General features: G+C 68.9%; 28 protein-coding genes. 19 read left to right on the top strand and 9 right to left on the bottom strand.

The features are described 5' to 3' along the window. The first annotated feature begins 9 nt into the window (after positions 1-9). The 8 genes from AC1RGU_RS05885 (at position 10) to AC1RGU_RS05850 (ending at position 7,535) form a co-directional block, all read left to right on the top strand. Positions 10-1,206, top strand: a complete 1,197-nt coding sequence (locus tag AC1RGU_RS05885) for a serine hydrolase domain-containing protein (RefSeq protein WP_492695342.1) — start codon at positions 10-12, stop codon at positions 1,204-1,206. Next, complete coding sequence (locus AC1RGU_RS05880; RefSeq protein ID WP_492695340.1) at positions 1,199-2,395, top strand: MFS transporter; 1,197 nt, start codon at positions 1,199-1,201, stop codon at positions 2,393-2,395. The genes AC1RGU_RS05885 and AC1RGU_RS05880 overlap by 8 nt, the downstream gene beginning before the upstream one ends. A 131-nt stretch (positions 2,396-2,526) precedes the next feature. Continuing rightward, entirely contained in the window at positions 2,527-3,753 is a 1,227-nt protein-coding gene (locus AC1RGU_RS05875; protein ID WP_492695338.1) for an MFS transporter, read from the top strand. Positions 3,754-3,795: 42 nt separating this feature from the next. Then, the gene (locus tag AC1RGU_RS05870) at positions 3,796-3,939 is read left to right on the top strand and encodes a hypothetical protein (RefSeq protein WP_167395003.1); all 144 of its coding nucleotides are present in this window, start codon (positions 3,796-3,798) and stop codon (positions 3,937-3,939) included. Between the two features lie 43 nt (positions 3,940-3,982). Next, positions 3,983-4,555, top strand: coding sequence for a class I SAM-dependent methyltransferase (locus AC1RGU_RS05865; RefSeq protein WP_492695336.1), 573 nt, complete (start codon positions 3,983-3,985; stop codon positions 4,553-4,555). A 71-nt stretch (positions 4,556-4,626) separates the two neighbouring features. Then, entirely contained in the window at positions 4,627-5,523 is an 897-nt protein-coding gene (dapA, locus tag AC1RGU_RS05860) for a 4-hydroxy-tetrahydrodipicolinate synthase (protein ID WP_370680965.1), read from the top strand. Between the two features lie 150 nt (positions 5,524-5,673). Continuing rightward, positions 5,674-6,750 carry an NlpB/DapX family lipoprotein gene (bamC, locus tag AC1RGU_RS05855; protein WP_492695333.1) on the top strand — a complete coding sequence of 359 codons (1,077 nt, stop codon included), beginning with the start codon at positions 5,674-5,676 and terminating at the stop codon, positions 6,748-6,750. Positions 6,751-6,755: 5 nt separating this feature from the next. After that, positions 6,756-7,535 carry an MBL fold metallo-hydrolase gene (locus tag AC1RGU_RS05850; protein ID WP_492695331.1) on the top strand — a complete coding sequence of 260 codons (780 nt, stop codon included), beginning with the start codon at positions 6,756-6,758 and terminating at the stop codon, positions 7,533-7,535. 78 nt (positions 7,536-7,613) lie between these two features. Here AC1RGU_RS05850 and AC1RGU_RS05845 read toward each other — a convergent pair whose 3' ends face one another. The 3 genes from AC1RGU_RS05845 to AC1RGU_RS05835 form a co-directional block, all read right to left on the bottom strand. Next, complete coding sequence (locus tag AC1RGU_RS05845) at positions 7,614-7,862, bottom strand: hypothetical protein (protein WP_492695329.1); 249 nt, start codon at positions 7,860-7,862, stop codon at positions 7,614-7,616. Positions 7,863-7,956: 94 nt separating this feature from the next. Beyond that, positions 7,957-8,463, bottom strand: coding sequence for a hypothetical protein (locus AC1RGU_RS05840; protein WP_492695327.1), 507 nt, complete (start codon positions 8,461-8,463; stop codon positions 7,957-7,959). Then, on the bottom strand, positions 8,453-9,595 hold the full coding sequence (locus AC1RGU_RS05835) for a JmjC domain-containing protein (protein WP_492695325.1): 1,143 nt from the start codon (positions 9,593-9,595) through the stop codon (positions 8,453-8,455). The genes AC1RGU_RS05840 and AC1RGU_RS05835 overlap by 11 nt, the downstream gene beginning before the upstream one ends. Before the next feature lie 14 nt (positions 9,596-9,609). Here AC1RGU_RS05835 and AC1RGU_RS05830 point away from each other — a divergent pair, with 14 nt between their 5' ends. Continuing rightward, a complete protein-coding gene (locus tag AC1RGU_RS05830; protein ID WP_369647612.1) occupies positions 9,610-10,134 on the top strand; it encodes an FKBP-type peptidyl-prolyl cis-trans isomerase in 525 nt (174 codons plus the stop codon). 70 nt (positions 10,135-10,204) lie between these two features. On the opposite strand, the gene AC1RGU_RS05825 is transcribed toward AC1RGU_RS05830, so the two are convergent. The 4 genes from AC1RGU_RS05825 to coaBC form a co-directional block, all read right to left on the bottom strand. Further along, positions 10,205-10,705, bottom strand: coding sequence for a glycine zipper 2TM domain-containing protein (locus AC1RGU_RS05825; protein ID WP_492695323.1), 501 nt, complete (start codon positions 10,703-10,705; stop codon positions 10,205-10,207). Positions 10,706-10,894: 189 nt separating this feature from the next. Further along, positions 10,895-11,341, bottom strand: coding sequence for a dUTP diphosphatase (gene dut / locus AC1RGU_RS05820; protein ID WP_070059522.1), 447 nt, complete (start codon positions 11,339-11,341; stop codon positions 10,895-10,897). A 16-nt stretch (positions 11,342-11,357) separates the two neighbouring features. After that, a complete protein-coding gene (locus AC1RGU_RS05815) occupies positions 11,358-11,798 on the bottom strand; it encodes a hypothetical protein (RefSeq protein WP_492695321.1) in 441 nt (146 codons plus the stop codon). Next, on the bottom strand, positions 11,798-13,021 hold the full coding sequence (gene coaBC, locus AC1RGU_RS05810) for a bifunctional phosphopantothenoylcysteine decarboxylase/phosphopantothenate--cysteine ligase CoaBC (RefSeq protein ID WP_492695319.1): 1,224 nt from the start codon (positions 13,019-13,021) through the stop codon (positions 11,798-11,800). The genes AC1RGU_RS05815 and coaBC overlap by 1 nt, the downstream gene beginning before the upstream one ends. A 124-nt stretch (positions 13,022-13,145) precedes the next feature. On the opposite strand from coaBC, the gene pyrG reads away from it, so the two are divergent. Genes pyrG through AC1RGU_RS05770 form a run of 8 tightly spaced genes read left to right on the top strand, consistent with a single transcriptional unit; the run spans position 13,146 to position 19,964 of the window. Continuing rightward, positions 13,146-14,828: a CTP synthase gene (gene pyrG / locus AC1RGU_RS05805; RefSeq protein ID WP_062474658.1), complete on the top strand. Its 1,683-nt coding sequence runs from the start codon at positions 13,146-13,148 to the stop codon at positions 14,826-14,828. Further along, positions 14,825-15,682, top strand: a complete 858-nt coding sequence (kdsA, locus tag AC1RGU_RS05800; RefSeq protein ID WP_492695317.1) for a 3-deoxy-8-phosphooctulonate synthase — start codon at positions 14,825-14,827, stop codon at positions 15,680-15,682. Before pyrG ends, kdsA begins: the two co-directional genes overlap by 4 nt. Beyond that, a complete protein-coding gene (locus AC1RGU_RS05795; RefSeq protein WP_062474654.1) occupies positions 15,679-15,969 on the top strand; it encodes a DUF1330 domain-containing protein in 291 nt (96 codons plus the stop codon). The genes kdsA and AC1RGU_RS05795 overlap by 4 nt, the downstream gene beginning before the upstream one ends. A 52-nt stretch (positions 15,970-16,021) precedes the next feature. Beyond that, complete coding sequence (gene eno, locus AC1RGU_RS05790; RefSeq protein ID WP_062474653.1) at positions 16,022-17,305, top strand: phosphopyruvate hydratase; 1,284 nt, start codon at positions 16,022-16,024, stop codon at positions 17,303-17,305. A 15-nt stretch (positions 17,306-17,320) separates the two neighbouring features. Next, a complete protein-coding gene (gene ftsB, locus AC1RGU_RS05785; protein ID WP_070059525.1) occupies positions 17,321-17,599 on the top strand; it encodes a cell division protein FtsB in 279 nt (92 codons plus the stop codon). Positions 17,600-17,621: 22 nt separating this feature from the next. After that, a complete protein-coding gene (pnuC, locus tag AC1RGU_RS05780) occupies positions 17,622-18,254 on the top strand; it encodes a nicotinamide riboside transporter PnuC (RefSeq protein ID WP_492695315.1) in 633 nt (210 codons plus the stop codon). Further along, positions 18,251-18,928, top strand: coding sequence for an AAA family ATPase (locus AC1RGU_RS05775; protein ID WP_492696446.1), 678 nt, complete (start codon positions 18,251-18,253; stop codon positions 18,926-18,928). Before pnuC ends, AC1RGU_RS05775 begins: the two co-directional genes overlap by 4 nt. 52 nt (positions 18,929-18,980) lie before the next feature. Next, entirely contained in the window at positions 18,981-19,964 is a 984-nt protein-coding gene (locus AC1RGU_RS05770) for a hypothetical protein (protein WP_492695313.1), read from the top strand. 2 nt (positions 19,965-19,966) lie between these two features. Here the strand turns inward: AC1RGU_RS05770 and AC1RGU_RS05765 are convergent, their stop codons facing one another. Beyond that, entirely contained in the window at positions 19,967-20,842 is an 876-nt protein-coding gene (locus AC1RGU_RS05765) for an AraC family transcriptional regulator (protein ID WP_492695311.1), read from the bottom strand. Positions 20,843-20,948: 106 nt separating this feature from the next. On the opposite strand from AC1RGU_RS05765, the gene AC1RGU_RS05760 reads away from it, so the two are divergent. Both AC1RGU_RS05760 and AC1RGU_RS05755 read left to right on the top strand, forming a co-directional pair. Continuing rightward, entirely contained in the window at positions 20,949-21,737 is a 789-nt protein-coding gene (locus tag AC1RGU_RS05760) for an SDR family oxidoreductase (RefSeq protein ID WP_492695309.1), read from the top strand. A 25-nt stretch (positions 21,738-21,762) separates the two neighbouring features. Next, complete coding sequence (locus AC1RGU_RS05755; RefSeq protein ID WP_492695307.1) at positions 21,763-22,638, top strand: NAD(P)-dependent oxidoreductase; 876 nt, start codon at positions 21,763-21,765, stop codon at positions 22,636-22,638. Between the two features lie 12 nt (positions 22,639-22,650). On the opposite strand, the gene hslO is transcribed toward AC1RGU_RS05755, so the two are convergent. Further along, the gene (hslO, locus tag AC1RGU_RS05750; protein ID WP_492695305.1) at positions 22,651-23,649 is read right to left on the bottom strand and encodes an Hsp33 family molecular chaperone HslO; all 999 of its coding nucleotides are present in this window, start codon (positions 23,647-23,649) and stop codon (positions 22,651-22,653) included. Positions 23,650-23,669: the final 20 nt, after the last annotated feature.

The raw sequence follows: 23,669 nt of genomic DNA, 5'->3' as shown, positions 1-23,669 counted from the left end.
GTGGGCCGCATGACCTTTCTCCCCGACATTTCCCCCACTTTCACCCCTGCGTGGCAGGGCCCGGACCCGTCGCGCATCGACGCGACCATCGACCGTGCGCTGGCCGAGCAGCGGCTGGTTGGCGCCGTGGTGCTGGTGAGCCGCGGTGGCCGCCTCGTCCACCGGCGCGCTGCCGGCCTGGCCGACCGCGAGGCCGGCCGGCCGATGCGCGAGGACGCGCTGTTCGGGCTGGCCTCGGTGTCCAAGCCCATCGTCTCGACCGCCGCGATGGTGCTCGTGGACCAGGGCCGGCTCGACCTGGACGACCCGGTGACGCGCTGGCTGCCGGATTTCCGCCCGCGCCTTCCCAATGGCGGCGGCGAAGCTGTCATCACGCTGCGGCAGCTGCTGACCCACACGGCCGGGCTGGGCTACCGCTTCCTCGAAAGCACGGACGACGGCCCGTACGCACGCGCCGGCGTGTCGGACGGCATGGACCGCGACGACGGCCTCACGCTGGCCGGCAACCTGCAACGCCTGGCCGGCGTGCCGCTGCTGTACCCGCCCGGCACCGGATGGCTCTACTCGCTGGCCATCGACGTGCTCGGCGCGGTGGTCGAGGCGGCCAGCGGCCTGCCGCTGCCCGAGGCGGTGCGCACGCTGGTGACCGTGCCGCTGCAGATGCACGACACGGGCTTCGCCGCCGTCCCCGGCGACCCGCGGCTGGCCACGCCTTATGTGAACGGCCCCGGCGTCACGCCGCCGCAGCGCATGGACGGCCCCGTCGTCGCCACGCCGTTCGAGGGCGCCGTCGGCATCCGCTTCGACCCGGCGCGCGCCTTCGACGCCAGCGCCTGGCCCTCGGCCGGTGCCGGCATGGTCGGCAGCGCGGGCGACTTCCTGCGCCTGCTCGACACGCTGCGCACCGGCGGCGCCCCGCTGCTGGGCACCGCCACCGTCGACGCCATGGGCCTCAACCACACGGGCGCCTGGGGGCCGGCGGACGCGCCGGGCTGGGGCTTCGGCCTGGGCTTTTCGGTGCTGCACGACCCGCAGCCCACGCAGACGCCCGAATCGCCCGGCACCTGGCGCTGGGGCGGCGCCTACGGCCACGCCTGGTTCGTCGACCGGGCGCGCGGGCTCAGCGTGGTGGCCTTCACGAACACGCTCTATGAAGGCATGTCAGGCCGCTTCGTCACCGAACTGAGGGACGCCGTCTATGCGTGACACGACCTCTTCTTCACCGCTGCCCCAGTCCGGCCTGCTGGCGCTGGCAGCCGGCGGCTTCATCACCATCCTCACCGAGGCGATGCCGGCCGGCCTGCTGCCGCAGATCGGCGCCGACCTGGGCGTTGCGCCCGCGCTGGTCGGCCAGCTCGTCACCGTGTATGCGCTGGGTTCGCTGGTGGCGGCCATTCCGCTGGTGGCCTTCACGCGCGGCTGGCGGCGCCGGCCGCTGCTGATGGGCGCGATCGGCGGCTTCGCGGTGGTCAATACGGTGACGGCGCTGTCGCACGACTACACGCTGACGCTGGTCGCGCGCTTCTTCGCCGGCGTGTTCGCGGGCCTGCTGTGGGCGTTGCTGGCCGGGCACGCGGCGCGCATGGTGGCGCCGTCGCAGCAGGGTCGGGCCATCGCCGTGGCGATGCTGGGCGCGCCGCTGGCGCTGTCGCTGGGCATTCCGGCCGGCACGCTGCTGGGCGCGAGCGTCGGCTGGCGGCCGGCCTTCCTGATCATGTCGGCGCTGTCGGTGCTGCTGCTCGGCTGGGTGCGCTGGCAGGTGCCCGACTTCCCGGGCCAGGAGGCCGGACGCCAGCAGAGCGTGCGCCGCGTGTTCCTGCTGCCGGGCGTGCGGCCGGTGCTGGCCGTGATGTTCGCCTTCGTGCTGGCGCACAACATCCTCTACACCTACATCGCCCCCTTCCTGGCGCACGCCGGGCTCGGCGCGCAGGTCGGGCGGGTGCTGCTGGTGTTCGGCGCCGCGTCGCTGGGCGGCATCTGGCTCACCGGCGTGCTGATCGACCGCTGGCTGCGCACACTGGTGCTGGCCGGCACGGCCGCCTTCGCGCTGGCGGCGCTGATGCTCGCCGCGGCGGGCGGATCGGCAGCGGGCGTGTACCTCGCGGTCGCGGTCTGGGGCCTGGCCTTCGGCGGCGCGGCGACGCTGTTCCAGACCGCCTCGGCCCAGGCCGCCGGCGACGCGGCGGACGTGGCGCAGTCGATGGTCGTGACGACCTGGAACCTCGCCATCGCGGGCGGCGGGCTGGCAGGCGGCCTGCTGCTGCAGGGCGGCGGCGCGGGCAGCCTGCCCTGGTCGCTGCTGGCGTTGCTGGTGCCCGGGCTGGTGCTGGCGTGGCGGGCCTGCGAGCACGGCTTTCCGGACGCGCGTGGCGCGGCGGCGGCACCGGCACGCTGACCCCAAAGGCAGGCCACGCGCCTGCCTTCTTTCTTTGATGCCGTGCGCGCATTGAAACCGCGCCCACAAATCATCAATGGCGATGGCCACCGCGCCACCTGCCACAGCATCCATTTCGCTACATTCGAAGGATGCAAGCCTCCCCCGCTCCCACCCTTTCGATCAAGCAGGTGCTGTTCTGTGGCGCCATGATCGTCACGCTCTCGATGGGCATCCGCCACGGCTTCGGCCTCTGGCTGCAGCCCATCACGCAGGCACAGGAGTGGAACCGACAGACCTTCTCGTTCGCGCTGGCGGTGCAGAACCTGTCGTGGGGCATCTTCGGCGTGTTCGCGGGCATGCTGGCCGACCGCTTCGGCGCGTTCCGCGTGCTGATCGGCGGCTCGCTGCTGTACGCGGCAGGCCTCTTCGGCATGGCGCATTCGCCGACGCCGCTGCTGTTCACGTTGAGTGCGGGCGTGCTGATCGGCGCGGCGCAGGCGGGCTCGACCTACGCCGTGATCTACGGCGTGATCGGCCGGCAGATCCCGGCCGAGCGCCGCTCGTGGGCGATGGGCGTGGCCGCGGCGGCCGGCTCATTCGGGCAGTTCCTGATGGCGCCCATCGAAGGCCGCCTGATCGGGGCCTTCGGCTGGCAGACGGCGCTGGCCGTGGTGGCGGTGCTGGTGCTGGTGATCGTGCCGCTGGCCTTCGGCCTGCGCGAACCCAAGACCGCGGCCCTGGGCGGCCACCGTGACCAATCGGTGCTGCAGGCCGTGGGCGAGGCCTTCCGCTACCCGAGCTTCGGCTTGCTGATGGCGGGCTACTTCGTCTGCGGCTTCCAGCTGGCTTTCATCGGCATCCACATGCCGACCTACCTGCGCGACAAGAACCTGTCGCCCGAAGTGGCGGGCTACGCGCTGGCGCTGATCGGCCTGTTCAACGTGTTCGGCACCTACACCGTCGGCCTGCTGGGGCAGAAGCTGTCCAAGCCCAAGATCCTGGCGGCCATCTACTTTGCACGGGCGGTGTCGATCGCCCTCTTCCTGCTCGTGCCGATCTCGCCGCTGAGCGTGTACGTCTTCTCGGCGGCGATGGGCTTCCTGTGGCTGTCGACCGTGCCGGCCACCAACGCCATCGTGGCGGGCATCTTCGGCGTGGCCCACCTGTCGATGCTCAGCGGCTTCGTGTTCCTGAGCCATCAGGTGGGGTCGTTCCTGGGCGTGTGGCTGGGCGGCTTCCTGTATGACACGACGGGCAGCTACAGCATCGTCTGGTACATCTCGATCGCGCTGGGCGTGTTCGCGGCGCTGATCAACCTGCCGGTCAAGGAAAGCGCCATTGCGCGCGGAGTGCGGCCGGCCGCCGTGGCGGGCTGACGGCCCGCGCTTTTCGTCTCTTGTTTGCAAGGAGCCATCGCCATGACGCCCCGCACACGCAACCACTACCTGGCCCAGGCCGCCTGGCTCGCCGCCGTGCTGGCGGCGCTGGGCGGCGTGTTCGCGCTGTACGTGCATCCGACGTTCCTGGTCACGCTGGTCGACCAGGTGTGGTCCTGTTTCTGAACAACTTCGCCCCGAAATGCCCGCAAGTCGGGCCCAGGCAGCTATGAAAGATGTAGCAATCCCCGTGCATGCGAGCACGGCGCCCTCTGAATGGATCGTGCGCTGGTCGCATCTGCTTGCCCCGAACGCCACGGTGCTCGACGTGGCCTGCGGGTCCGGGCGGCACATGCAATGGTTCGCCGGGCGCGGGCATGCGGCGACCGGCGTCGACCGGTCGCCCGAGGCCGTCGAGGCGGCCGGCGCCTTCGGTCGCGTGGTGGCGGCCGACATCGAATCGGGCCCCTGGCCCTTCGCGGCCCAGCGCTTCGGCGCGGTGGTCGTCACCAACTACCTCTGGCGCCCGCGCATGGCCGACGTCGTGGCCGCCGTGGCGCCGGGCGGCGTGCTGCTGTACGAGACCTTCGCCGCCGGCAACGAGACCGTCGGCAAACCCTCGCGGCCCGATTTCCTGCTGCAGCCGGGCGAGCTGCTCGGGGCCTGCGCCAGCCTGCAGGTGATCGCCTATGAAGACGGCTTCCTGCCGGAGCCGGCGCGCTTCGTCCAGCGCATCGCCGCCGTGCGGCCCGGCGAAGCGGCCGCGGGCGCCCCGCCGCGCCACTTCCTGAAGGCCAGCTGAGCTGGCCGACACAACTGTCTCCGGCCCGGCCGGAGTCAGTAGAATGGCCGCTTTCGTCCACCGACAAAGAGATTCCCTTGGAGCAACTGACAGGCAGCATCGTCGCGCTCGTCACGCCGATGCACGACGACGGCAGTGTCGACTACCCCGCCCTGCGGCGGCTCATCGACTGGCACATTGACGAAGGCACCGACTGCCTTGGCGTGGTCGGCACCACCGGCGAATCGCCGACGGTCGATGTGGAAGAGCACTGCGAAATCATCCGCGTATCCGTCGAGCAGGCCCGGGGCCGCGTGCCCGTGATGGCCGGCTGCGGCGCGAACTCGACCAAGGAAGCCATCGAGCTCGCCAAGTTCGCCAAGGGCGTCGGCGCCGACTCGCAGCTGCAGGTCGTTCCCTACTACAACAAGCCCACGCAAGAGGGCCAGTACCAGCACTTCAAGGCCATCGCCGAAGCTGTCGGCGACCTGCCCGTCGTGCTGTACAACGTGCCCGGCCGCACCGTCGCCGATATGGCGCACGACACCGTGCTGCGCCTGGCGCAGGTGCCCGGCATCATCGGCATCAAGGAAGCCACCGGCAACATCGAACGTGCCCAGTGGCTCATCCGCGACCTGCCGAAGCACTTTGCCGTCTACTCCGGCGACGACCCGACCGCGGTCGCGCTCATGCTGTGCGGCGGCCAGGGCAACATCAGCGTCACGGCCAACGTGGCGCCGCGCAAGATGCACGAGCTGTGCGTGGCGGCGCTGGCCGGCGACGTCAAGCGCGCGATGCAGCTGCAGTTCGAACTGATGCCGCTGCACCGCAACCTGTTCGTCGAACCCAACCCGATCCCGCTCAAGTGGGCCATGGCCCGCCTGGGTCTGTGCGGCGGCGCCCTGCGGCTGCCGCTCACGGAACTCGGCGAAGCGAGCCGCCCGGCGGTCGAGGGCGCCCTGCGCGCCACCGGCCTGCTCAAGGACTGACCGAGCTTCCCACCGATCACACCGGTTCCCGCCTGCCCTTTCCCCCTGTTCGCAGCAAGGTCAAGCAACCTTTTGCCGCAACGGTGCTCAGAGAGGGCGGGGCGCTGGGGCCCATCGATTGACCGAACCATTCCACCAAGGAAGACGACGTTGAAGAACATTTCGCGACTTGCACTGCTGGCCCTCGTTGCCAGCCTCGCCGCCTGCTCCGTCCTCGAGAGCGACAAGATCGACTACAAGAGTGCAGGCAAGGCCCCGACGCTCGAAGTCCCACCTGACCTTTCGCAGCTCTCGCGTGACAACCGCTACGCGGTGCCGGGCGGCGCCGTCACCGCCAACGCCTACCAGGCCGGCATCGCGAACGCACCGGGCATCCCCACCGCCGTGGCCAACATTGGCGACGTGCGCATGGAGCGCTCAGGCACGCAGCGTTGGATCGTCATCAACCGCACGCCCGACCAGCTCTGGGAGCCCGTCAAGGACTTCTGGCAGGAAAGCGGCTTCCTGCTGACCACCGACCAGCGCAACCTGGGCATCATGGAAACCGACTGGGCCGAGAACCGCGCCAAGCTGCCGCAGGACATCATCCGCGGCACGCTGGGCAAGCTGGTCGACTCGGTCTACTCGACCGGCGAACTCGATCGCTTCCGCACCCGCCTGGAGCGCAGCACCAACGGCACCGAGATCTTCGTCAGCCACCGCGGCATGCAGGAGGTCTACAACAATTCCCGCCAGGACCAGACCGTGTGGCAGCCCCGCCCGAGCGATCCTGAGCTCGAGACCGAATTCCTGCGCCGCCTGATGGTCAAGCTCGGCGTGTCGCAAGAGCAGTCGAAGATCCTCGCCGCGACCACCGCAGCGCCCAAGACCGCCACCGTGGCCACCGTCGGCAACCAGCCGGTCGTGCAGATCAGCGAAGGCTTCGACCGCGCATGGCGCCGCGTCGGCCTGGCCCTGGACCGCACCGGCTTCACCGTCGAAGACCGCGATCGCAGCGCCGGCACCTACTACGTGCGCTACGTGACGCCGAACCCCGACAAGAAGGACGATGGCTTCTTCGGCAAGCTGTTCAGCTCCAAGAAGGACGAAGCGCCGATCAAGTTCCGCATCTCGGTCAAGAGCCAGGGCGAAGCCACCACGGTCTCGGTCCTGAACGACGCCGGCGCGCCCGAAACCTCGGCCAACGCGCAGCGCATCGTCAAGGTCATCGCCGACGACCTGAAGTAAGCCCCATGCTCCGCTTCCGAAGCCTCGGCAGCGGCAGCACGGGCAACGCCGCGCTGGTCGAAGCAACGACCAGCGCCGGCCGCACCACCCGCCTCCTCGTCGACTGCGGCTTCGGCATCCGCCAGCTCGACCGGCGCCTGGCCCAGGCGGGCCTGGCTGCCGCAGACCTCGACGCCGTCTTCATCACCCATGAGCATGGCGACCACATCGGTTGCGCCCATGCCCTGTCGCTGCGCGACCGCATTCCGGTCTGGATGAGCGAAGGCACCTGGCTCGCGACCGGCGGGCGCGACTACGAAGGCCGCCTGCACCTGGCGCGCGACGATGCCGAGTTCACGGTCGGCGACCTCTGCCTGCAACCCTTCACCGTGCCCCACGACGCCCGCGAGCCGCTGCAGCTGCGCTGCACCGACGGCAACCGCACGCTGGGCGTACTGACCGACCTGGGCCACGCCACCAGCCACGTGCTGGCCCGGCTGCGCGGCGCGCATGCGCTGCTGCTGGAGTTCAACCACGACAGCGACCTGCTGGCCGGCTCGGCCTACCCGTCGTTCCTGAAGCAGCGCGTGGGCGGCAACTACGGCCACCTGTCGAACACCGCGGCGGCCGAGATCGCGCGTGCCGTGCTTCACGACGGGCTGCGCCACGTGGTCGCGGCGCACCTGAGCGAGCAGAACAACCGGCCCGAGATCGTGCGGCGCCTGATGGCCGAGGCGCTGGGCGGCGATGAAGCCGAGATGCTCACGGCCACCGCCGCCGACGGCTCACCCTGGCTCGACGTCTGAGCAGGCGAGGCATTGCCCTCCCCCAATGAAAAAGCCGCCCGAGGGCGGCTTTTTGCATGGTGCGGACCTGCAGCGGAATTACTGCTTCGGTGCCTCGCCCTTCTTGGCGGCCTCGGTCGCGGCGTTGGCGGCGTCCAGGGCCGAAGAAGCGGCAGCCGACGGTGCCGACGCAGGTGCGGCGGCCGGCGGTGCGGCGGGTGCGGGTTCGGTCACGGGAGCGGGCGGCGGGGTCACGACCGCGGGGGCGACGTCCTCTTTCTTTCCGCAGGCCACCAGGGCGGCAGCGGCGATCAGCGAGGCAATCAGGACGGACGACGACTTCTTCATGAGGACTCCTTTGGCAATGAAGGTCTGGAACCAAAAAATTCTAGACCGCCAACCCCGCCCGGATATGTCGCAGGGGTGTATTTGCGGCATTGGCTTACAAGCCGAGCGTGGAGGCGGGAAAGGCCGGTCGCCCCTGGCGCCAGCGCTCGTCGAGGCCTTCGCGCAGGTCGCGCCGCGCACGCGGCTCGCTGCTGCAGACACCGCGGCTGCGTTCGGGGTCGATGCGGTGCAGGCACCAGGTGGGCGTCCAGAAGGCGCTGGGCACCTCCTCTGCCGTGCCTGAGCGACCTGCCGCGCGGCATTCGACGATGTGGTCCCAGGTGCGGCGCCACGTCACGAAACGCGCATGACCACGCTCGATCAGGTCGAAGCGCCCTGCCAGCAGCAACAGGCGACGCCCGCTGGCCGACCACGCCTGCAGCGCCTCGATGCTCGCGCGCTCGCCCAGGGGCCAGTCGGCGAAGTCGGGGTCGCTGAAGACGATCTCGTTCCAACCCTGGTGCGCAGCGGCGGACAAGGCCCCGCGAACGAGGTCGGCGAACGCCTCGCGTCCGTCGAAGCGGCCTTCGGTCAGGACCGGTGCGGCACCTTCATTCGGCATGCAGCCAGCCCGCCTCGCACCACTCGCCCAGCAGCGCCCGCGCGCCCTCGCTGGCGCGGGCCAGCTCGCGCGCACCGAGCGCACGCTGGTCGGCCAGCCGCCGCATCAGCGTGGCGTCGGCCCCGCCGGCGCGGAAGCTCTCGCCGTTGATGTAGACGTGCCGCGCGTCGTAGAGCATGCGCGTGCGGCGGTCGAGCGCGACTTCGCGCAGCACCTCGGGCACTTCGTTGCCCTCGCCGAACCAGACGTTGGCCTTCGGCTCGGTGAGCGATTCGCCCAGCGCGCGGTCGATGGCGTCGGGGTCGCGCAGCGCGGCCTCGACGGCCTTGCGTGCGAAGTCCTGCAGCGCAGCCGGCATCGCGGCCGGGGCCTCGACGGCAGGTTGCGATGGGTCGCGGTAGCGCGCGAGCTCGGCCGGACCCGCGTCTTCCAGGTCTTCGGCATAGGCCTGCGCCACGCGCGCCAGCAGGTCGGCGCCCAGCTCGCCCACGGCGGACGACCGCAGCCCGATGGAATACGTCATGCAGTCGTCGCCCACCGCCACGCCGTCGTGGGCGTATTTGGGCGGCAGGTACAGCATGTCGCCGGGCTCGAGCACGAAGATCTGCTCGGGCTCGAAGTGCTCGAGCACCTTGAGCGGCACGTCGGGCTGCAGCCGCAGGTCGGACTGCTTGCCGATGGACCAGCGGCGCTGGCCCTGCGCCTGCAGCAGGAACACGTCGTAGCTGTCGAAATGCGGGCCGACGCCGCCGGTGTCGCTCGCGTAGCTGATCATGAGGTCGTCCAGGCGCGCGTCGGGCAGGAAGCGGAACTGCCGCAGCAGGTCGTGCACGCCGTCGTGGTGCAGGTCGACGCCCTGCACCAGCATCGTCCAGCCCGGCTGCTTCAGCGGCGGCAGCGCGCGCCGGGGCAACGGGCCGTGCTTGAGCGACCAGCCGGCCTTCCCATGCCGGATCAGGCGCGACTCGACCCCCTCGCGCTCCGCCAGCGCGAACAGCGCTTGGCGGTCGATCGGTGGCACCATCGAGGGAACGGCCTGCCGGATCAGCAGGGGTTTCTTTTGCCAGTACCGGCGCATGAACTGCGCGGGACTCAGGCCGCCAAGCAAGGGCAGCGGTTGATTGATCTCCATGGGAGAATTCTGCAATGGAAATCTCTGAACAATGCGTGGTCGGCCTGACCTGGACCATGAAAGACACGCTCGGCGATGTGCTGGACGTGCTCGACGAGCCGGTGGAATTCATGGTGGGCGGCGACGACCTCTTCGACGTGATCGAGGCCGCCCTGCAGGGCCATGAGCCCGGTGCGCGCGTCCAACTGCAGATCGAACCCGAGCAGGGCTTCGGCGACTTCAACGACCAGCTGCTCTTCCTGGAGCCGCGCACGCTGTTCCCCGAAGGCACCGAGGAAGGCATGACCTTCGACGGCTCCGCCCTGCCCAAGGGCGTGAGCGACGGCATCCCCAAGGACGCGATCTACACCGTGGCCGAGATCTACCCCGACCACCTCGTGCTCGACGGCAACCACCCGCTGGCGGGCATCGCGATCCGCCTGGACATCACGGTGCGTTCGGTGCGCGAAGCCACCGAAGAAGAAGTCGGCCGCGGCACGGCAGGCACTGCCTTCTTCAAGGTCCCGCCGATGGCGCCGGGCGGCCAGATGCTGCACTGAGACCACGCCACTTCACAAAGCAAAAGCCGGGCAGTGCCCGGCTTTTTTCTTTGCGCGCGCGGCCGACCGCTTACATGCGCGAGATGTGCCCGTTGTCGATGCGCACGCGGTCGCCGATGCGCAGGTCGCCCGGGTTTTGCACGTCGAAGGCACGGTAGCCGCCCCGGTCGGTCTGCACCGAGACGCGGTAGCTTTCGTAGGCACGCGGGCCGTTCTGCTGGGCCTCGATGGTGTTGCCCAGCAAGGCGCCGCCCACGAGGCCGAGCGCAGTGGCTGCGGCACGGCCGTTGCCGCGTCCGAACTGGTTGCCCACCACGCCGCCGATGAGACCGCCCGCGATGGCACCGCCACCCGTGGTGCCGACGCCTGCGGTTTCGCTGCGCAGTACCTCGATGTTGGCCACGTGGCCGTACTCGACGTAGGCGGCTTCCTGGTACTGGATCGCCCGCGGCGGGGCCTGGTAGGGGTAGCGCGAGGCCTGGTAGACCGGGGCCGGCGCGACACAGGCCGTGAGCGTGGCCAGTGCGAGCACGGACGCCGTGACGGAAATGAAGCGCATTGAGATGTTCATGAAAGAGGCTCCTCGAAGAAAACAGCACGCGCCCGGACGGGCTGCATGCCTGCCTGTGTCTAACGCCTCAGCCGAAGCCGCGATGACGAAAGACACACGCTGAAACCTTCGAGACGAACCACGCGCCGGCGGTTCCGTTCTTTACGCCTTGGATACTCAGGTGCCCTTCAGCTTTGCTGGGGCAAAGGCTCAGTGCTTGCCCGTCGAGCCGTAGCCGCCCTCGCCGCGTTGCGAGGCCTCGAACTCGGCGACCACGCGAAACTGCGCCTGCACCACCGGCACGATCACCAGCTGCGCGAGCCGCTCCATCGGCTGCAGCACGAAGGGCGTGTTGCTGCGGTTCCAGGCGCTGACCTTCAGCTCGCCCTGGTAGTCGCTGTCGATCAGGCCGACGAGGTTGCCCAGCACGATGCCGTGCTTGTGGCCCAGGCCCGAGCGCGGCAGGATCAGCGCCGCATAGGCCGGATCGGCCAGGTGGATCGCGATGCCGGTGCCCACCAGTTGCCAGGCATTGGGTTCGAGCGTGACCGGGGCGTCGAGGCAGGCCCGCAGGTCGAGGCCGGCGCTTCCGGGGGTGGCATACGCGGGCAATTGATCCACCATGCGCGGATCGAGGATTCGGACGTCTACGTTCACTGACTTGCTGCCTTGTTTACTTCTGTTGCTGTTCTTTTTGCCTGCGGGCGGCCTCTTCGAGCACCTGCTGCCACTTGGCGACCCCGGGCCTCAGGTTGAGCCCCTTGAGAAAACGCTTGCCGAACCAGGCCGCCGCGGCGGCGCCCAGGACGAGCACGGAGAGCGGCACGCCGATGGCCCACAGCACCAGGAACACCAGCGCCCCCATGCCGGCCAGCACCTTGAGCGTGCCCAGGGGGATGGCCTTGGTGCCGTCTGCCTTCGCGGCCTCGCCACCCGGCGATTCACGCCGCGTGGCCACGGTGCCCTGCGCACCGGGCGAAGGCGTCATGCCGACGTCCAGCCCGTGCTCGGATTCCTTGCCCGGAACGCGGGCAGACTGGCCGGCCCGCGCCGACAACTGCTCCACGTAACGGGCGAAGTCGCCATTCGGCGGTGTGTTCGATTCGGTGTTCATCAGGCCCTCCAATCCGGAAGTCGCGCGGCAATCTCCGTCATCAGTTCACGCGCCAGCCGAAGCTTGGGCGCACGGGGCAGTTCACGCACGCCCTTCGCGTCCACCAGCAGCAGCGCGTTGTCGTCCTGCCCGAAGGTCAGCGGGCCGATGTTGCCCACCAGCAGCGGAATGCCCTTGCGCTCGCGCTTGGCCTTGGCGTGCTCGGCGAGGTTCTCGCTCTCGGCGGCGAAGCCCACGCAGAACAGCTTCCTGGCCTGGGCGCGTTCGCTTTTTGCCACCGTGAGCAGGATGTCGGGGTTCTCGACGAAGTGCAGCACCGGCGTCTGGCCGCTGCCGTCTTTCTTGATCTTCTGGTCGCTGTGCGTCGCCGGGCGCCAGTCGGCCACGGCGGCCGTTGCTACAAAAATGCTAGCTGCCTGCGCAGCGCGGGTGGTGGCTTCGAGCATCTCCTGCGCCGACAGCACGTCGATGCGGCTCACGCCGCGTGGGGTCGGCAGGTGCACCGGGCCGGCCACCAGCGTGACCTCGGCGCCGGCCTCGCGCGCCGCGCGGGCGATGGCGAAACCCATCTTGCCGGACGAATGGTTGGTGATGCCGCGAATCGGGTCCAGCGCCTCGAAGGTCGGGCCGGCCGTGACCAGCACCTTCTGCCCCGCCAGCAGCTTGGGCTGGAAGAAGGCCGTGATGTCCTCGAGCAGCTGCGCCGGTTCGAGCATGCGCCCGTCGCCGGTTTCGCCGCAGGCCTGCCAGCCGCTGCCCACGCCCAGCACGGTCGCGCCGTCGGCCGACACCTGCATCAAATTGCGCTGCGTGGCCGGATGGGCCCACATCTCGCGGTTCATGGCCGGGGCGATCAACAGCGGCACGCGGTCGGTCGGACGCGCCAGGCACAGCAGGCTCAGCAGCTCGTCGGCGCGGCCCTGCACCAGCCGCGCGATGAAGTCGGCGCTGCAGGGCGCCAGCACGATCGCATCGGCCTCGCGGCTCAGGTTGATGTGCGGCATGTTGTTGGGCTCGCGGGCGTCCCACTGCGAGGTGTAGACGGTGCGCCCCGAGAGCGCCTGCATGGTGACCGGCGTCATGAACTGCTCGGCCGCCTCGGTCATCACGACCTGGACGGTGGCGCCCGCCTTCACGAGCAGGCGGCACAGCTCGGCCGATTTGTAGCAGGCGATGCCCCCTGTGAGTCCGAGGACGATGTGTTTGCCGGCGAGATCTTGCATGGGACATATTGTTGCTCACATACCGACAAGATCAGGAACCGGATGGCCTTCGGCCGTGGAGGCACAAAGGGGACACCTATAATCGCAATTTCCCACTGCCCGGATTCACGCGTCCGGAACTGGCATGACCAAATTTGTCTTCGTCACCGGTGGTGTCGTATCTTCCCTTGGCAAGGGAATCGCCTCCGCCTCGCTCGCCGCGATCCTCGAATCGCGCGGCCTCCAAGTCACCCTCATCAAGCTCGATCCGTACATCAATGTCGACCCCGGCACGATGTCACCGTTCCAGCATGGTGAAGTGTTCGTCACCGATGACGGCGCCGAGACCGACCTCGACCTCGGCCACTACGAGCGCTTCATCAACACGCGGATGCGCAAGGCCAACAACTTCACGACCGGTCAGATCTACAAGACCGTGCTCGAGAAGGAACGCCGCGGCGACTACCTCGGCAAGACCGTCCAGGTCATTCCGCACATCACCAACGAGATCCAGGAATACATCAAGCGCGGCGCCGGCATCGGCACGGCGCATGAAGTGGACGTGGCCATCGTCGAAATCGGCGGCACCGTCGGCGACATCGAGTCGCTGCCCTTCCTGGAAGCCGTGCGCCAGATGAGCCTGCGCATGGGCCCGAACAACTCGGCCTTCGTGCACCTGAGCTACGTGCCCTGGATCGCCGCCGCCGGCGAGCTCAAGACCAAGCCCACGCAGCACACCGCCAAGGAACTGCGCGCCATCGGCATTCAGGCCGACGCCCTGCTGTGCCGCGCCGACCGCCCGATCCCCGACGACGAGCGCGCCAAGATCTCGCTGTTCTCGAACGTGCCCGAATGGGGCGTGATCTCCATGTGGGACGTGGACACCATCTACAAGGTGCCCCGCATGCTGCACGAACAGGGCCTCGATGGCCTGATCTGCGACAAGCTGCGCATCAACACCCCGCCGGCCAAGCTCACGCGCTGGGACGAGCTGGTGTACGAGGTCGAGCATCCGCAACAGGAAGTGTCGATCGCCATGGTCGGCAAGTACGTCGACCTGTCGGACAGCTACAAGTCGCTCAACGAAGCGCTGCGTCACGCCGGCATGAAGAACCATGCGCGCGTGAAGATCGACTACATCGACTCCGAGACGATCACGGCGCAAGACGTGTCGCGCCTGGCCAAGTACGACGCCATCCTGGTGCCCGGCGGCTTCGGCCAGCGCGGCGTCGAAGGCAAGATCTCGGCCGCCCGCTTCGCCCGCGAATCGAAGGTGCCCTACCTGGGCATCTGCCTGGGCATGCAGGTCGCCACCATCGAGTACGCCCGCCACGTGGCCGGCCTGAAGAACGCCAACAGCACCGAGTTCGACCCGGAAACGCCCACCCCCGTGATCGCGCTGATCACCGAGTGGAAGGACCGCGACGGCACCGTGAAGACGCGCGACGAGAAGTCCGACCTCGGCGGCACCATGCGCCTGGGCGCGCAAAGCTCCGACGTCTCGCCGGGCACGCTGGCGCACAGCATCTACGGCGACGTGGTCACCGAGCGCCATCGCCACCGCTACGAAGCCAACGTCAACTACCTGGACGAGCTGCGCAACGCCGGCCTCGTGATCTCGGCGCTCACGCAGCGCGAACACCTGACCGAAATCGTCGAGCTGCCGCAGAACGTGCACCCGTGGTTCATGGGCGTGCAGTTCCACCCCGAGTTCAAGTCAACGCCGTGGGGCGGCCATCCGTTGTTCAACGCCTTCATCAAGGCGGCGCTCGACCACAAGGACAAGGGCGCGGGCAGCACCAACAAGACGCTCAAGGCAGTGGCATGAAGCTTTGCGGATTCGACATCGGGCTGGACCAGCCTTTCTTCCTGATCGCCGGCCCCTGCGTGGTCGAATCCGAGCAGCTGCAGATGGAGACGGCCGGCACGTTGAAGGAAATCACCGCGTCGCTGGGCATCCCGTTCATCTTCAAGAGCAGCTTCGACAAGGCCAACCGCTCCTCGGGCACGAGCTTTCGCGGCCCGGGCCGCGACAAGGGCTTGGAGATCCTGGCCAAGGTGAAGCGCGAACTCGGCCTGCCCGTGCTGACCGACGTGCACACCCATGAAGACATCACCGAGGCCGCCAAGGTGGTCGACGTGCTGCAGACACCCGCCTTCCTGTGCCGCCAGACCGACTTCATCCACGCCGCGGCGCAGTCGGGCAAGCCGGTGAACATCAAGAAGGGCCAGTTCCTCGCACCGCACGACATGAAGAACGTGATCGACAAGGCCCGCGCTGCTGCAAAAGAAGCCGGCCTGGACGAAGACAGCTTCATGGCCTGCGAACGCGGCGCCAGCTTCGGCTACAACAACCTCGTGTCGGACATGCGCTCACTGGCGATCATGCGCGAGACGAAGGCGCCGGTCGTGTTCGACGCCACCCACTCGGTGCAGCTGCCCGGCGGCCAGGGCACCAGCTCGGGCGGCCAGCGCGAAATGGTGCCCGTGCTCTCGCGCGCGGCCGTGGCCGTGGGCGTGGCCGGTCTCTTCATGGAGACGCACCCCGATCCGAACAAAGCCCTGAGCGACGGCCCCAACGCCGTGCCGCTCAAGCACATGAAGGCCCTGCTCGAGACGCTCGTCGCGCTCGACCGGGTCACCAAGAAAAACGCTTTCCTCGAGGACAGTTTTCAAGCATGAGCAGCGGTTACGTCATTGCCCACGTCGAAGTCACCAACCCGACGCAGTACGAGGAATACAAGAAGTGGTCGAGCGTCGCGATGCAGGCGCACGGCGCCGAAGTCTGCGTGCGCGGCGGCCAGGTGCAGCCGCTCGAAGGCGACTGGAAGCCCACCCGCGTCGTCGTGCTCAAATTCCCCAGCTTCGAAAAGGCCAAGGCCTTCTACGAGACGCCCGAATACCTGAAGGCGCGTGAAGCGCGTGCCGGCGCCGCCATCATGAACATGATCGCGGTCGAAGGCCTTTGATTCCGTTTTTTGCCAGTCCACTCCACCAAGAGACCCAGAGAAAGAGATAGAGATGAGTGCAATCGTTGACATCGTCGGCCGCGAAATTCTCGACAGCCGAGGCAACCCCACCGTCGAGTGCGACGTGCTGCTCGAGTCGGGCACCATGGGCCGCGCGGCCGTGCCCTCGGGCGCTTCGACCGGTTCGCGCGAGGCCATCGAGCTGCGCGACGGCGACAAGAGCCGCTACCTCGGCAAGGGCGTGCTGAAGGCCGTCGAGAACATCAACACCGAGATCTCGGAAGCCGTGCTGGGCCTGGACGCCAGCGAACAGGCCTTCCTGGATCGCACGATGATCGACCTGGACGGCACCGACAACAAGGCCCGCCTGGGCGCCAACGCCACCCTCGCCGTCTCGATGGCCGTGGCCCGCGCCGCGGCCGAAGAGTCGGGCCTGCCCCTGTACCGCTACTTCGGCGGCATGGGCGGCATGCAGCTGCCGGTGCCGATGATGAACGTCATCAACGGCGGCGCGCACGCCAACAACAGCCTGGACCTGCAAGAGTTCATGATCATCCCCGTGGGCGCCAAGAGCTTCCGCGAGGCCGTGCGCTACGGCGCCGAAGTGTTCCACGCCCTGAAGAAGATCCTGGGCGACCGCGGCATCAGCACCGCCGTGGGCGACGAAGGCGGCTTCGCTCCCAGCGTCGAGAGCCACGAAGCAGCCATCCAGCTGATCCTGGAAGCCATCGACAAGGCCGGCTACACCGCCGGCGAGCAGATCGCCCTGGGCCTGGATTGCGCGGCCAGCGAGTTCTACAAGGACGGCAAGTACGTGCTGTCCGGCGAAAACCTGTCGCTCACGGCCGAAAGCTGGACCGACATGCTCGCGACCTGGGTCGACAAGTACCCGATCATCAGCATCGAAGACGGCATGCACGAAGGCGACTGGGACGGCTGGAAGCACCTGACCGAACGCCTGGGCAAGCGTGTGCAGCTGGTGGGCGACGACCTGTTCGTCACCAACACCAAGATCCTGCAAGAGGGCATCGACAAGGGCATCGCCAACTCGATCCTGATCAAGATCAACCAGATCGGCACGCTGACCGAGACCTTCGCCGCCATCGAGATGGCCAAGCGCGCAGGCTACACGGCCGTCATCTCGCACCGTTCGGGCGAAACCGAAGACAGCACCATCGCCGACATCGCCGTGGGCACCAATGCCGGCCAGATCAAGACCGGCTCGCTGTCGCGTTCGGACCGCATCGCCAAGTACAACCAGCTGCTGCGCATCGAAGAAGACCTCGGCGACATCGCCGTCTACCCGGGCCGCGGCGCGTTCTACAACCTCAAGTAGCGCCTCGCAGCCTGCATGCGCGCGCGCTTCGTCCCTCCTCTCATCCTGGTGCTGCTGCTGGTCATCCTGCAGTGGCAGCTGTGGAACGGGCGCGGCAGCGTGCGCGAGGTCGCCCAGCTGAGGACCCAGCTGGCCGACCAGAAGGACGCCAACGCCAAGGCCGCCCTCAACAACGAGCGGCTGGCGTCCGAAGTCAATGACCTGAAAGACGGCCTCGAGATGGTCGAGGAACGCGCGCGCGCGGAACTCGGCATGGTCAAACCGAACGAAGTCTTCGTGCAGATCGCGCACTGATCCTTTCTTTCGCCGCTTCTCGATGCCAGAGCTTCTCTCGGCCTCCGCCTTTGCGCTGTGGGGTTCTCCCGTCACCTGGCTCGAACTCGTCGCCGCCGTGCTCGCGCTCGCGATGGTCGGCTGCAACATGCGCGAGATCCACTGGGGCTGGCCGCTGGCGATCGTCAGCTCGCTGCTCTACGTGGTGGTGTTCGCCAACGCACGCATCTACGGCGACGCCTCCCTTCAAGTCTTCTTTGCCTTCGTCGCCCTGTGGGGCTGGGCGCAATGGCTGCGCGGCTTTCGCGCCGACGGCAGCGCCTTGCGGGTCAGCCGGCTGTCGCCGCGCGGTACCGCGTACGCCCTCCTGGCCTGCGCCATTGCGTGGCCCGTGGTCGCCCTCTTCCTGCGTCGCTTCACCAACACCGACGTGCCCTGGTGGGACGGCTTCGTCACCGGCCTGAGCCTGGTCGGGCAGTTCCTGCTCGGACGCAAGTTCATCGAGAACTGGCTCATCTGGCTGGCCGTGAACGTGGTCAGCGTGGGCCTGTTCATCCACAAGGGCCTGTGGCTCACGACAGCGCTGTACGCGGTGTTCGCCATGCTCAGCGTGGCCGGCTTCCTGGCATGGCAGCGACGCCTGCCGAAGGCCACGACGAAGGCGGTGCCGGCATGACGCCGAACCTGCCGACCGGCTGCGTCATCGCGCTCGTGGGTGCCGAGAGCACGGGCAAGACCGAGCTCTCGCGCGCCATCGCACAGCGCCTGCAGGACCGCGGCACGCCCGTCACGCTGGTGGGCGAGTACCTGCGCGAATGGTGCGAGCGCGAAGGCCGCACACCGCGCCCCGACGAGCAACAGGCCATCGCCGACGAACAGAGGCGCCGCATCGACGCGGCTGCCACCACGGGCGTGGTGGTGGCCGACACCACGGCGCTCATGACGGCGGTCTACAGCGAGCAGTTGTTCGCCGACACCTCGCTCTACGACAGCGCCCTTGCTGCGCAGCGGCGCTATGCCATCACGCTGCTCACCGCGCTCGACCTGCCCTGGGTGGCCGACGACATGCGCGACGGCCCGCATGCGCGCCAGCCGACCGACACGCTCGTGCGCGCCGCGCTCTCGCGCGCGGGGCTCTCGTACGCCGTGGTGCACGGCAGCGGCGGCGAACGGCTGGCGAACGCATGGAATGCGATCAACACCATCGCCGGCAACGAAGGCCGTGCCCGCACGCGCACCCGCCGCGATGCGAAGCCCGCCTCGTGGACATGGCCTTGCGAGAAGTGTTCCGACCCGGAATGCGAACATAAGCTCTTCAGCGACCTGATGGCGCGCCGCGACCCGTCCTGAGCCTTTCGGTTCGCAGGTGCTCGCGCGCCCTCTCCCCTTCACCGGAGACCCGATGCCCGTTTCGATTGCTGCGCGCCTTGCCCCGCGCGCTCCCGCCGCCGCTTTCCTCGCCCTACTGCTGACCGCCGGCGCTGCTTCTGCAGCGCCCGTGGCGGCCACCGTCGAGAACGCCACCACTCCCACGGCCTGCGCCGAGGAAGACAACGTGTCGATGGTGCTGCGCGGCGACGGTATCCGCCACATGCGCATCGAAGCGCTGCAGCCCAGCTACCTCGGCAGCATCGGCAACGACGTCACCGCGCCCGATTTCTCGGGCTGCAACTTCGACGGCGGCGCCCACCCCACCGACCCGGCGCACCGTTTCAAGAAGCGCACCGTCGTGCTGCTCGACAACGCGCAGTGGCGCATCGTCGGCATGACGCTGCCGACCTTCTGGCGTCCGGCGCGCGTGCCGGTGCAGGTCGGCGCGCGCCGCGACCGCGGCTTTCATCTGCTGCAGGTGTTCAAGAAGGAAAACGGCAAGGCGCTCGAGGCCATCGTGCTCTACCCGTCCGACGGCTACTGGCGCCTCAAGCCGCTGCCTGAGGCGCGCTTCGGCGACGGCGTGTACGGCTCGTCGTTCCTGCTCGGCCCGGTCGTGCAGGCCGGGCGACCGGTGGTGGACATCGCGTCGATCCGCGTCGTGCCGAAACCGCTGGCCATCCACCTGCGCTTCGCCGACGGCGGCAGCGCCGTGGCGCGCGTGACCGAGATCAGCCGCACCCGCACTGCACTCGACGTGACGCTCTCCCAACCCACATCGAGTGCGAAGCAGCCCTTCGCGGTGCTGCGCTCGATGTACGTGGCGCCCGACAACGCCGACATGAGCGAGGTGCGCTGGCAGGCCTCGCCGAAGGCGGCCGAGCAGGCGTTGCCGCTGCCCGAAGTGAAGACGCTGAACGCCACGCAGGTGCGCTTCGGCCGCAGCCTGCCCTCCAAGCACAACACGAGCGCGCCCGACATCGCATTCGGCGGCTTCGACGACGAAGCGCGCTGAGCTCAGGCCGCGCGCCGCACCTCGCCGGGCGTGAGGCCCAGCACGCGGCGCATGCAGCGCGCCATGTGGCTCTGGTGCGAGAAGCCGCTCTCGAGCGCCACGAGGCTCGCGGGCATCTCGCTGTTCAGCAGCAGGCTGCGCGCGCGGTCGACGCGGCGGTGCACCACGTAGGCATGCACCGCCTGGCCGGTGGAGCGCTTGAACTGCGTCTTCAGGTGCGAGGCGCTCAGGCCCGCGACCTCGGCCAGCGCGGCCAGCGACAGGTCGCCGTCTAGGTGCGCCTCGATGAACTCCGTGACGCGTTTCAGCTGCAACCGCGTCAGCCCCTGTACGGGTGACGGCGCCACCTGCGGGCCCGCAGCGATCAGTTGCACCGCGAGCGCGGTGCCCAGGCTGTCGGTGTAGAGCCGGCCGTTGGGAAAGCCCGCGCGCCGCTCGGCGTCGAGCGCCCAGGCGATGTGCTCGATCTGCGGGTCGCGAAACTGATGGCGTTCGCCGAGCACCGCGCGCTCGGCCGGCAGGCCCATCTCGTCGGCCGTGCGCACCAGCAGCGCGGGCGCCATGCGCACCACGACCGAGGTGCTCGGCGACTCTTCATGCCAGACGTCGGTGCTGCCGGCCGGCAGGATGTCGAGGTCGCCGCGCGTGTAGAGAAAGCGATGGAACTGGCAGGCGCCCGCCACCGGCGCGCCCGCGTGCAGCTTGAGGCGGTGGTCGGGCAGCGCCTCGTAGCCGACCACGCCGCCGGGGGTCCGGCGCACGTCGACGCGCAGGCTGTCGGTGGCGGGCGGCGCGACGAAGCTGTCGGCCGACAGCGCCACCTCGGACGCCGCACCACCGTGCCCGTGCAGATCGGTGTCCAGATCGGTATCGCTCATCGAAACATTATGGGCCGCGGGCGGCGTGCTTGCCGTCGACCGTTTGTGCTCCCCCACGGCTGAACGTGCGCGACCGCGAGCCGCGCGATCCGGATCATCGACCGCCATGAACACCACACCCCACACTCCCTACGCAGGCAAGAAAGCCGTCATCACCGGCGGCACCCTCGGCATGGGCCTGGCCACCGCGCAGGCGCTGCTCGACGGCGGCGCCGACGTGCTCGTGACCGGACGCAACCCGCAGAACCTGGAGGCCGCGCGCCGCGTGCTCAGCCCCTTCGGCGCGCGCGCCCATGTGCTCGCGTCCGACACGGCCTCGCTGACCGACATCGATGCACTGGCCGCCACGGTGCGCGAGCGCTTCGGCCGCATCGACCTGCTGCACATCAACGCGGGCATCTCGTCGCTCGAGCCCTTCGAACAGGTGACCGAGGCCGGCTACGACCGCGCCTTCGCCGTCAACACCAAGGGTCCGTTCTTCACCGTGCAGCGCCTGGCGCCGCTGATGCCGGCGGGGAGTGCGATCGTCTTCACCTCGTCCATCGCGGACGAAGGCGGCATGCATGGCATGAGCGTGTACAGCGCCACCAAGGCCGCGCTGCGCTCGATGGCCTCGGGCTTCGCGGCGGAGCTGGTGACGCGCGGCATCCGCGTGAACGTGGTGAGCCCCGGCTTCATCGACACGCCCACGCTCGGCGTGACCGATGCGAGCGCCGAGGAGCGCGCCGAGTTCATGCGCCTGGGCGACCAGATCACGCCGATGCGGCGCCACGGCACCTCGGCCGAAGTGGCGCGCGCGGTGCTCTTCTTCGCCTTCGAGGCGACCTTCACGACCGGCGCGCGCCTCACCGTCGACGGCGGGCTGGGCCAGGGCCTGACGCCGGCTGCCGCTTGATCCGATCTCTCACCAAGGACCTCACATGACCGACGTCTCCCTCATCGGCCTCGGCCCCATGGGCATCGCCCTCGCGCGCGCCCTTCGAGCATCGAAGTTCACGCTGACGGTGTGGAACCGCACCGCCGAGCGCGCGACGCCCCTCCTGAACCAGGGCACGGTGCTCGCACCGACAGCTCTGGCCGCCGTGCAGGCGAGCCCCGTCGTGCTGGTCTGCGTGGCCGACTACCCGGCGTCGCGTGCCATCCTCGCCGCGCCCGGCGTTCACGACGCGCTGCGCGGCAAGGTGCTGGTGCAGCTGAGCACCGGCACGCCGCAGGACGCGCGCGACGACTGGGCCGCGCTCAGCGGCGTGGCGTACCTCGACGGCGCCCTGCTCGCCACGCCGGGCCAGATCGGCCGGCCCGACACGCCGCTCTTCATCTCCGGCGAGGCACGCGCCCTCGCCGCCTGCCGGCCGCTGCTCGAAGCCATCGCCGGCAACATCCAGCACATGGGCGAGCCGATCGGCAACGCGGCCGCCTGGGACCTGGCCACGCTCTCGTGCATGTTCGGCGCGATGAGCGGCTTTTTCCACGGCGTGCGCATCTGCGAAGCCGAAGGGCTGCCGGTGGACGGGTTCGCGCAGATGATCGGCGCGATTTCGCCGGTGCTCGGCGAAATGATCCAGGCCGAGGGTGAGGCCATCCACGCCGGCCAGTACGGCGAGCCCGAGAGCTCGATGGCCACCTGCGCGGGCTCGGGCCGGCTCTTCGTGAAGCAGGCACGCGAGGCGCAGCTCGACGCGGGCTTTCCGGATTTCCTGATGGGGCAGTTCGAGCGCGCGATGCGCGCGGGCCTGGGCAACGAGCGCCTGGCCGCGATGGTCAAGGTGCTGCGGCAACCGCCGCAGCCCGCTTGAACCGCGTCGCGCCTACTGGACGACCGGGCTGCCCGGCAGCTGGTCGCCCAGCGGCTTGAACAGCTGCGCGGTGTCGACCGCGTCGAAGCGGTACTGCTTGCCGCAGAAGTCGCAGCCGACCTCGATGTCGCCGCGCTCGGCCAGGATTTCCTCGGCCTCTTCCACGCCGAGCCCGCGGATCATCTGCGCCACGCGCTCGCGGCCGCAGGTGCACGCGAAGTGCGGGCCCAGCAGGCCGGCCTGCGGCTCGAAGCGCAGCAGCTTCTCTTCCCAGAACAGGCGGCGCAGGATGGTCTCGACGTCGAGCGTGAGCAGCTCGTCGCGCGTGAGGCTCGACGCCAGGATCGAGATGCGGTTGTATTCCTCGTTGCGGCCGATCTGGTCCTGGTGCGCCTCGTCGTGCACCTGCTGCGAGGAGCCTTCGAGGTTGCCCTCGCCCTTGATGGGCAGGCGCTGGATCAGCAGGCCGGCCGCCACCTTGTCGTCGGCGGCGAGCACCAGCGTGGTGTCGAGCTGTTCGCTTTGCAGCATGTAGTGCTGCAGCACGTCGCTGAGCTTGCCCAGCTTCTGGCCGTCGTCGCCGAACAGCGGCACGACGCCCTGGTACGGCGTGGTGCCGGGCAGCTTGTCTTTCGGGTCGAGCGTGATGGCGCAGCGGCCCTTGTTGTTCACGTTGACCATGTCGGGCAGGTGCGCGTCGGCCGGCAGGTCGCCGATGACCTTGGCGGTGGCGCGCAGGCTCAGGTCGGGCTTGGCCTCGGCCACCGCCACCTTCACGGGGCCGTCGCCGAAGATCTGCAGGATCAGCGCGCCGTTGAACTTGATGTTGGCCTGCATCAGCGTGGCCGCGGCCGTCATCTCGCCGAGCAGTTCGGCCACGGGCGGCGGATAGGCGCCGGTGGCGGTGTTGGAGGCGCGCCGCGCAAGGATCTCCTGCCACGCATCCGTCAGGCGCACGATCATGCCGCGCACCGGCAGGCCATCGAACAGGAATTTGTGCAGCTCGCTCAAAACGGAATCTTTCTCTGTGT

The sequence above is a fragment of the Variovorax sp. GW823-FHT02B07 genome (assembly GCF_058797695.1).
Note: the sequence above shows the minus strand (reverse complement) of the source record. Positions and strands in the feature narration are given on the sequence as shown.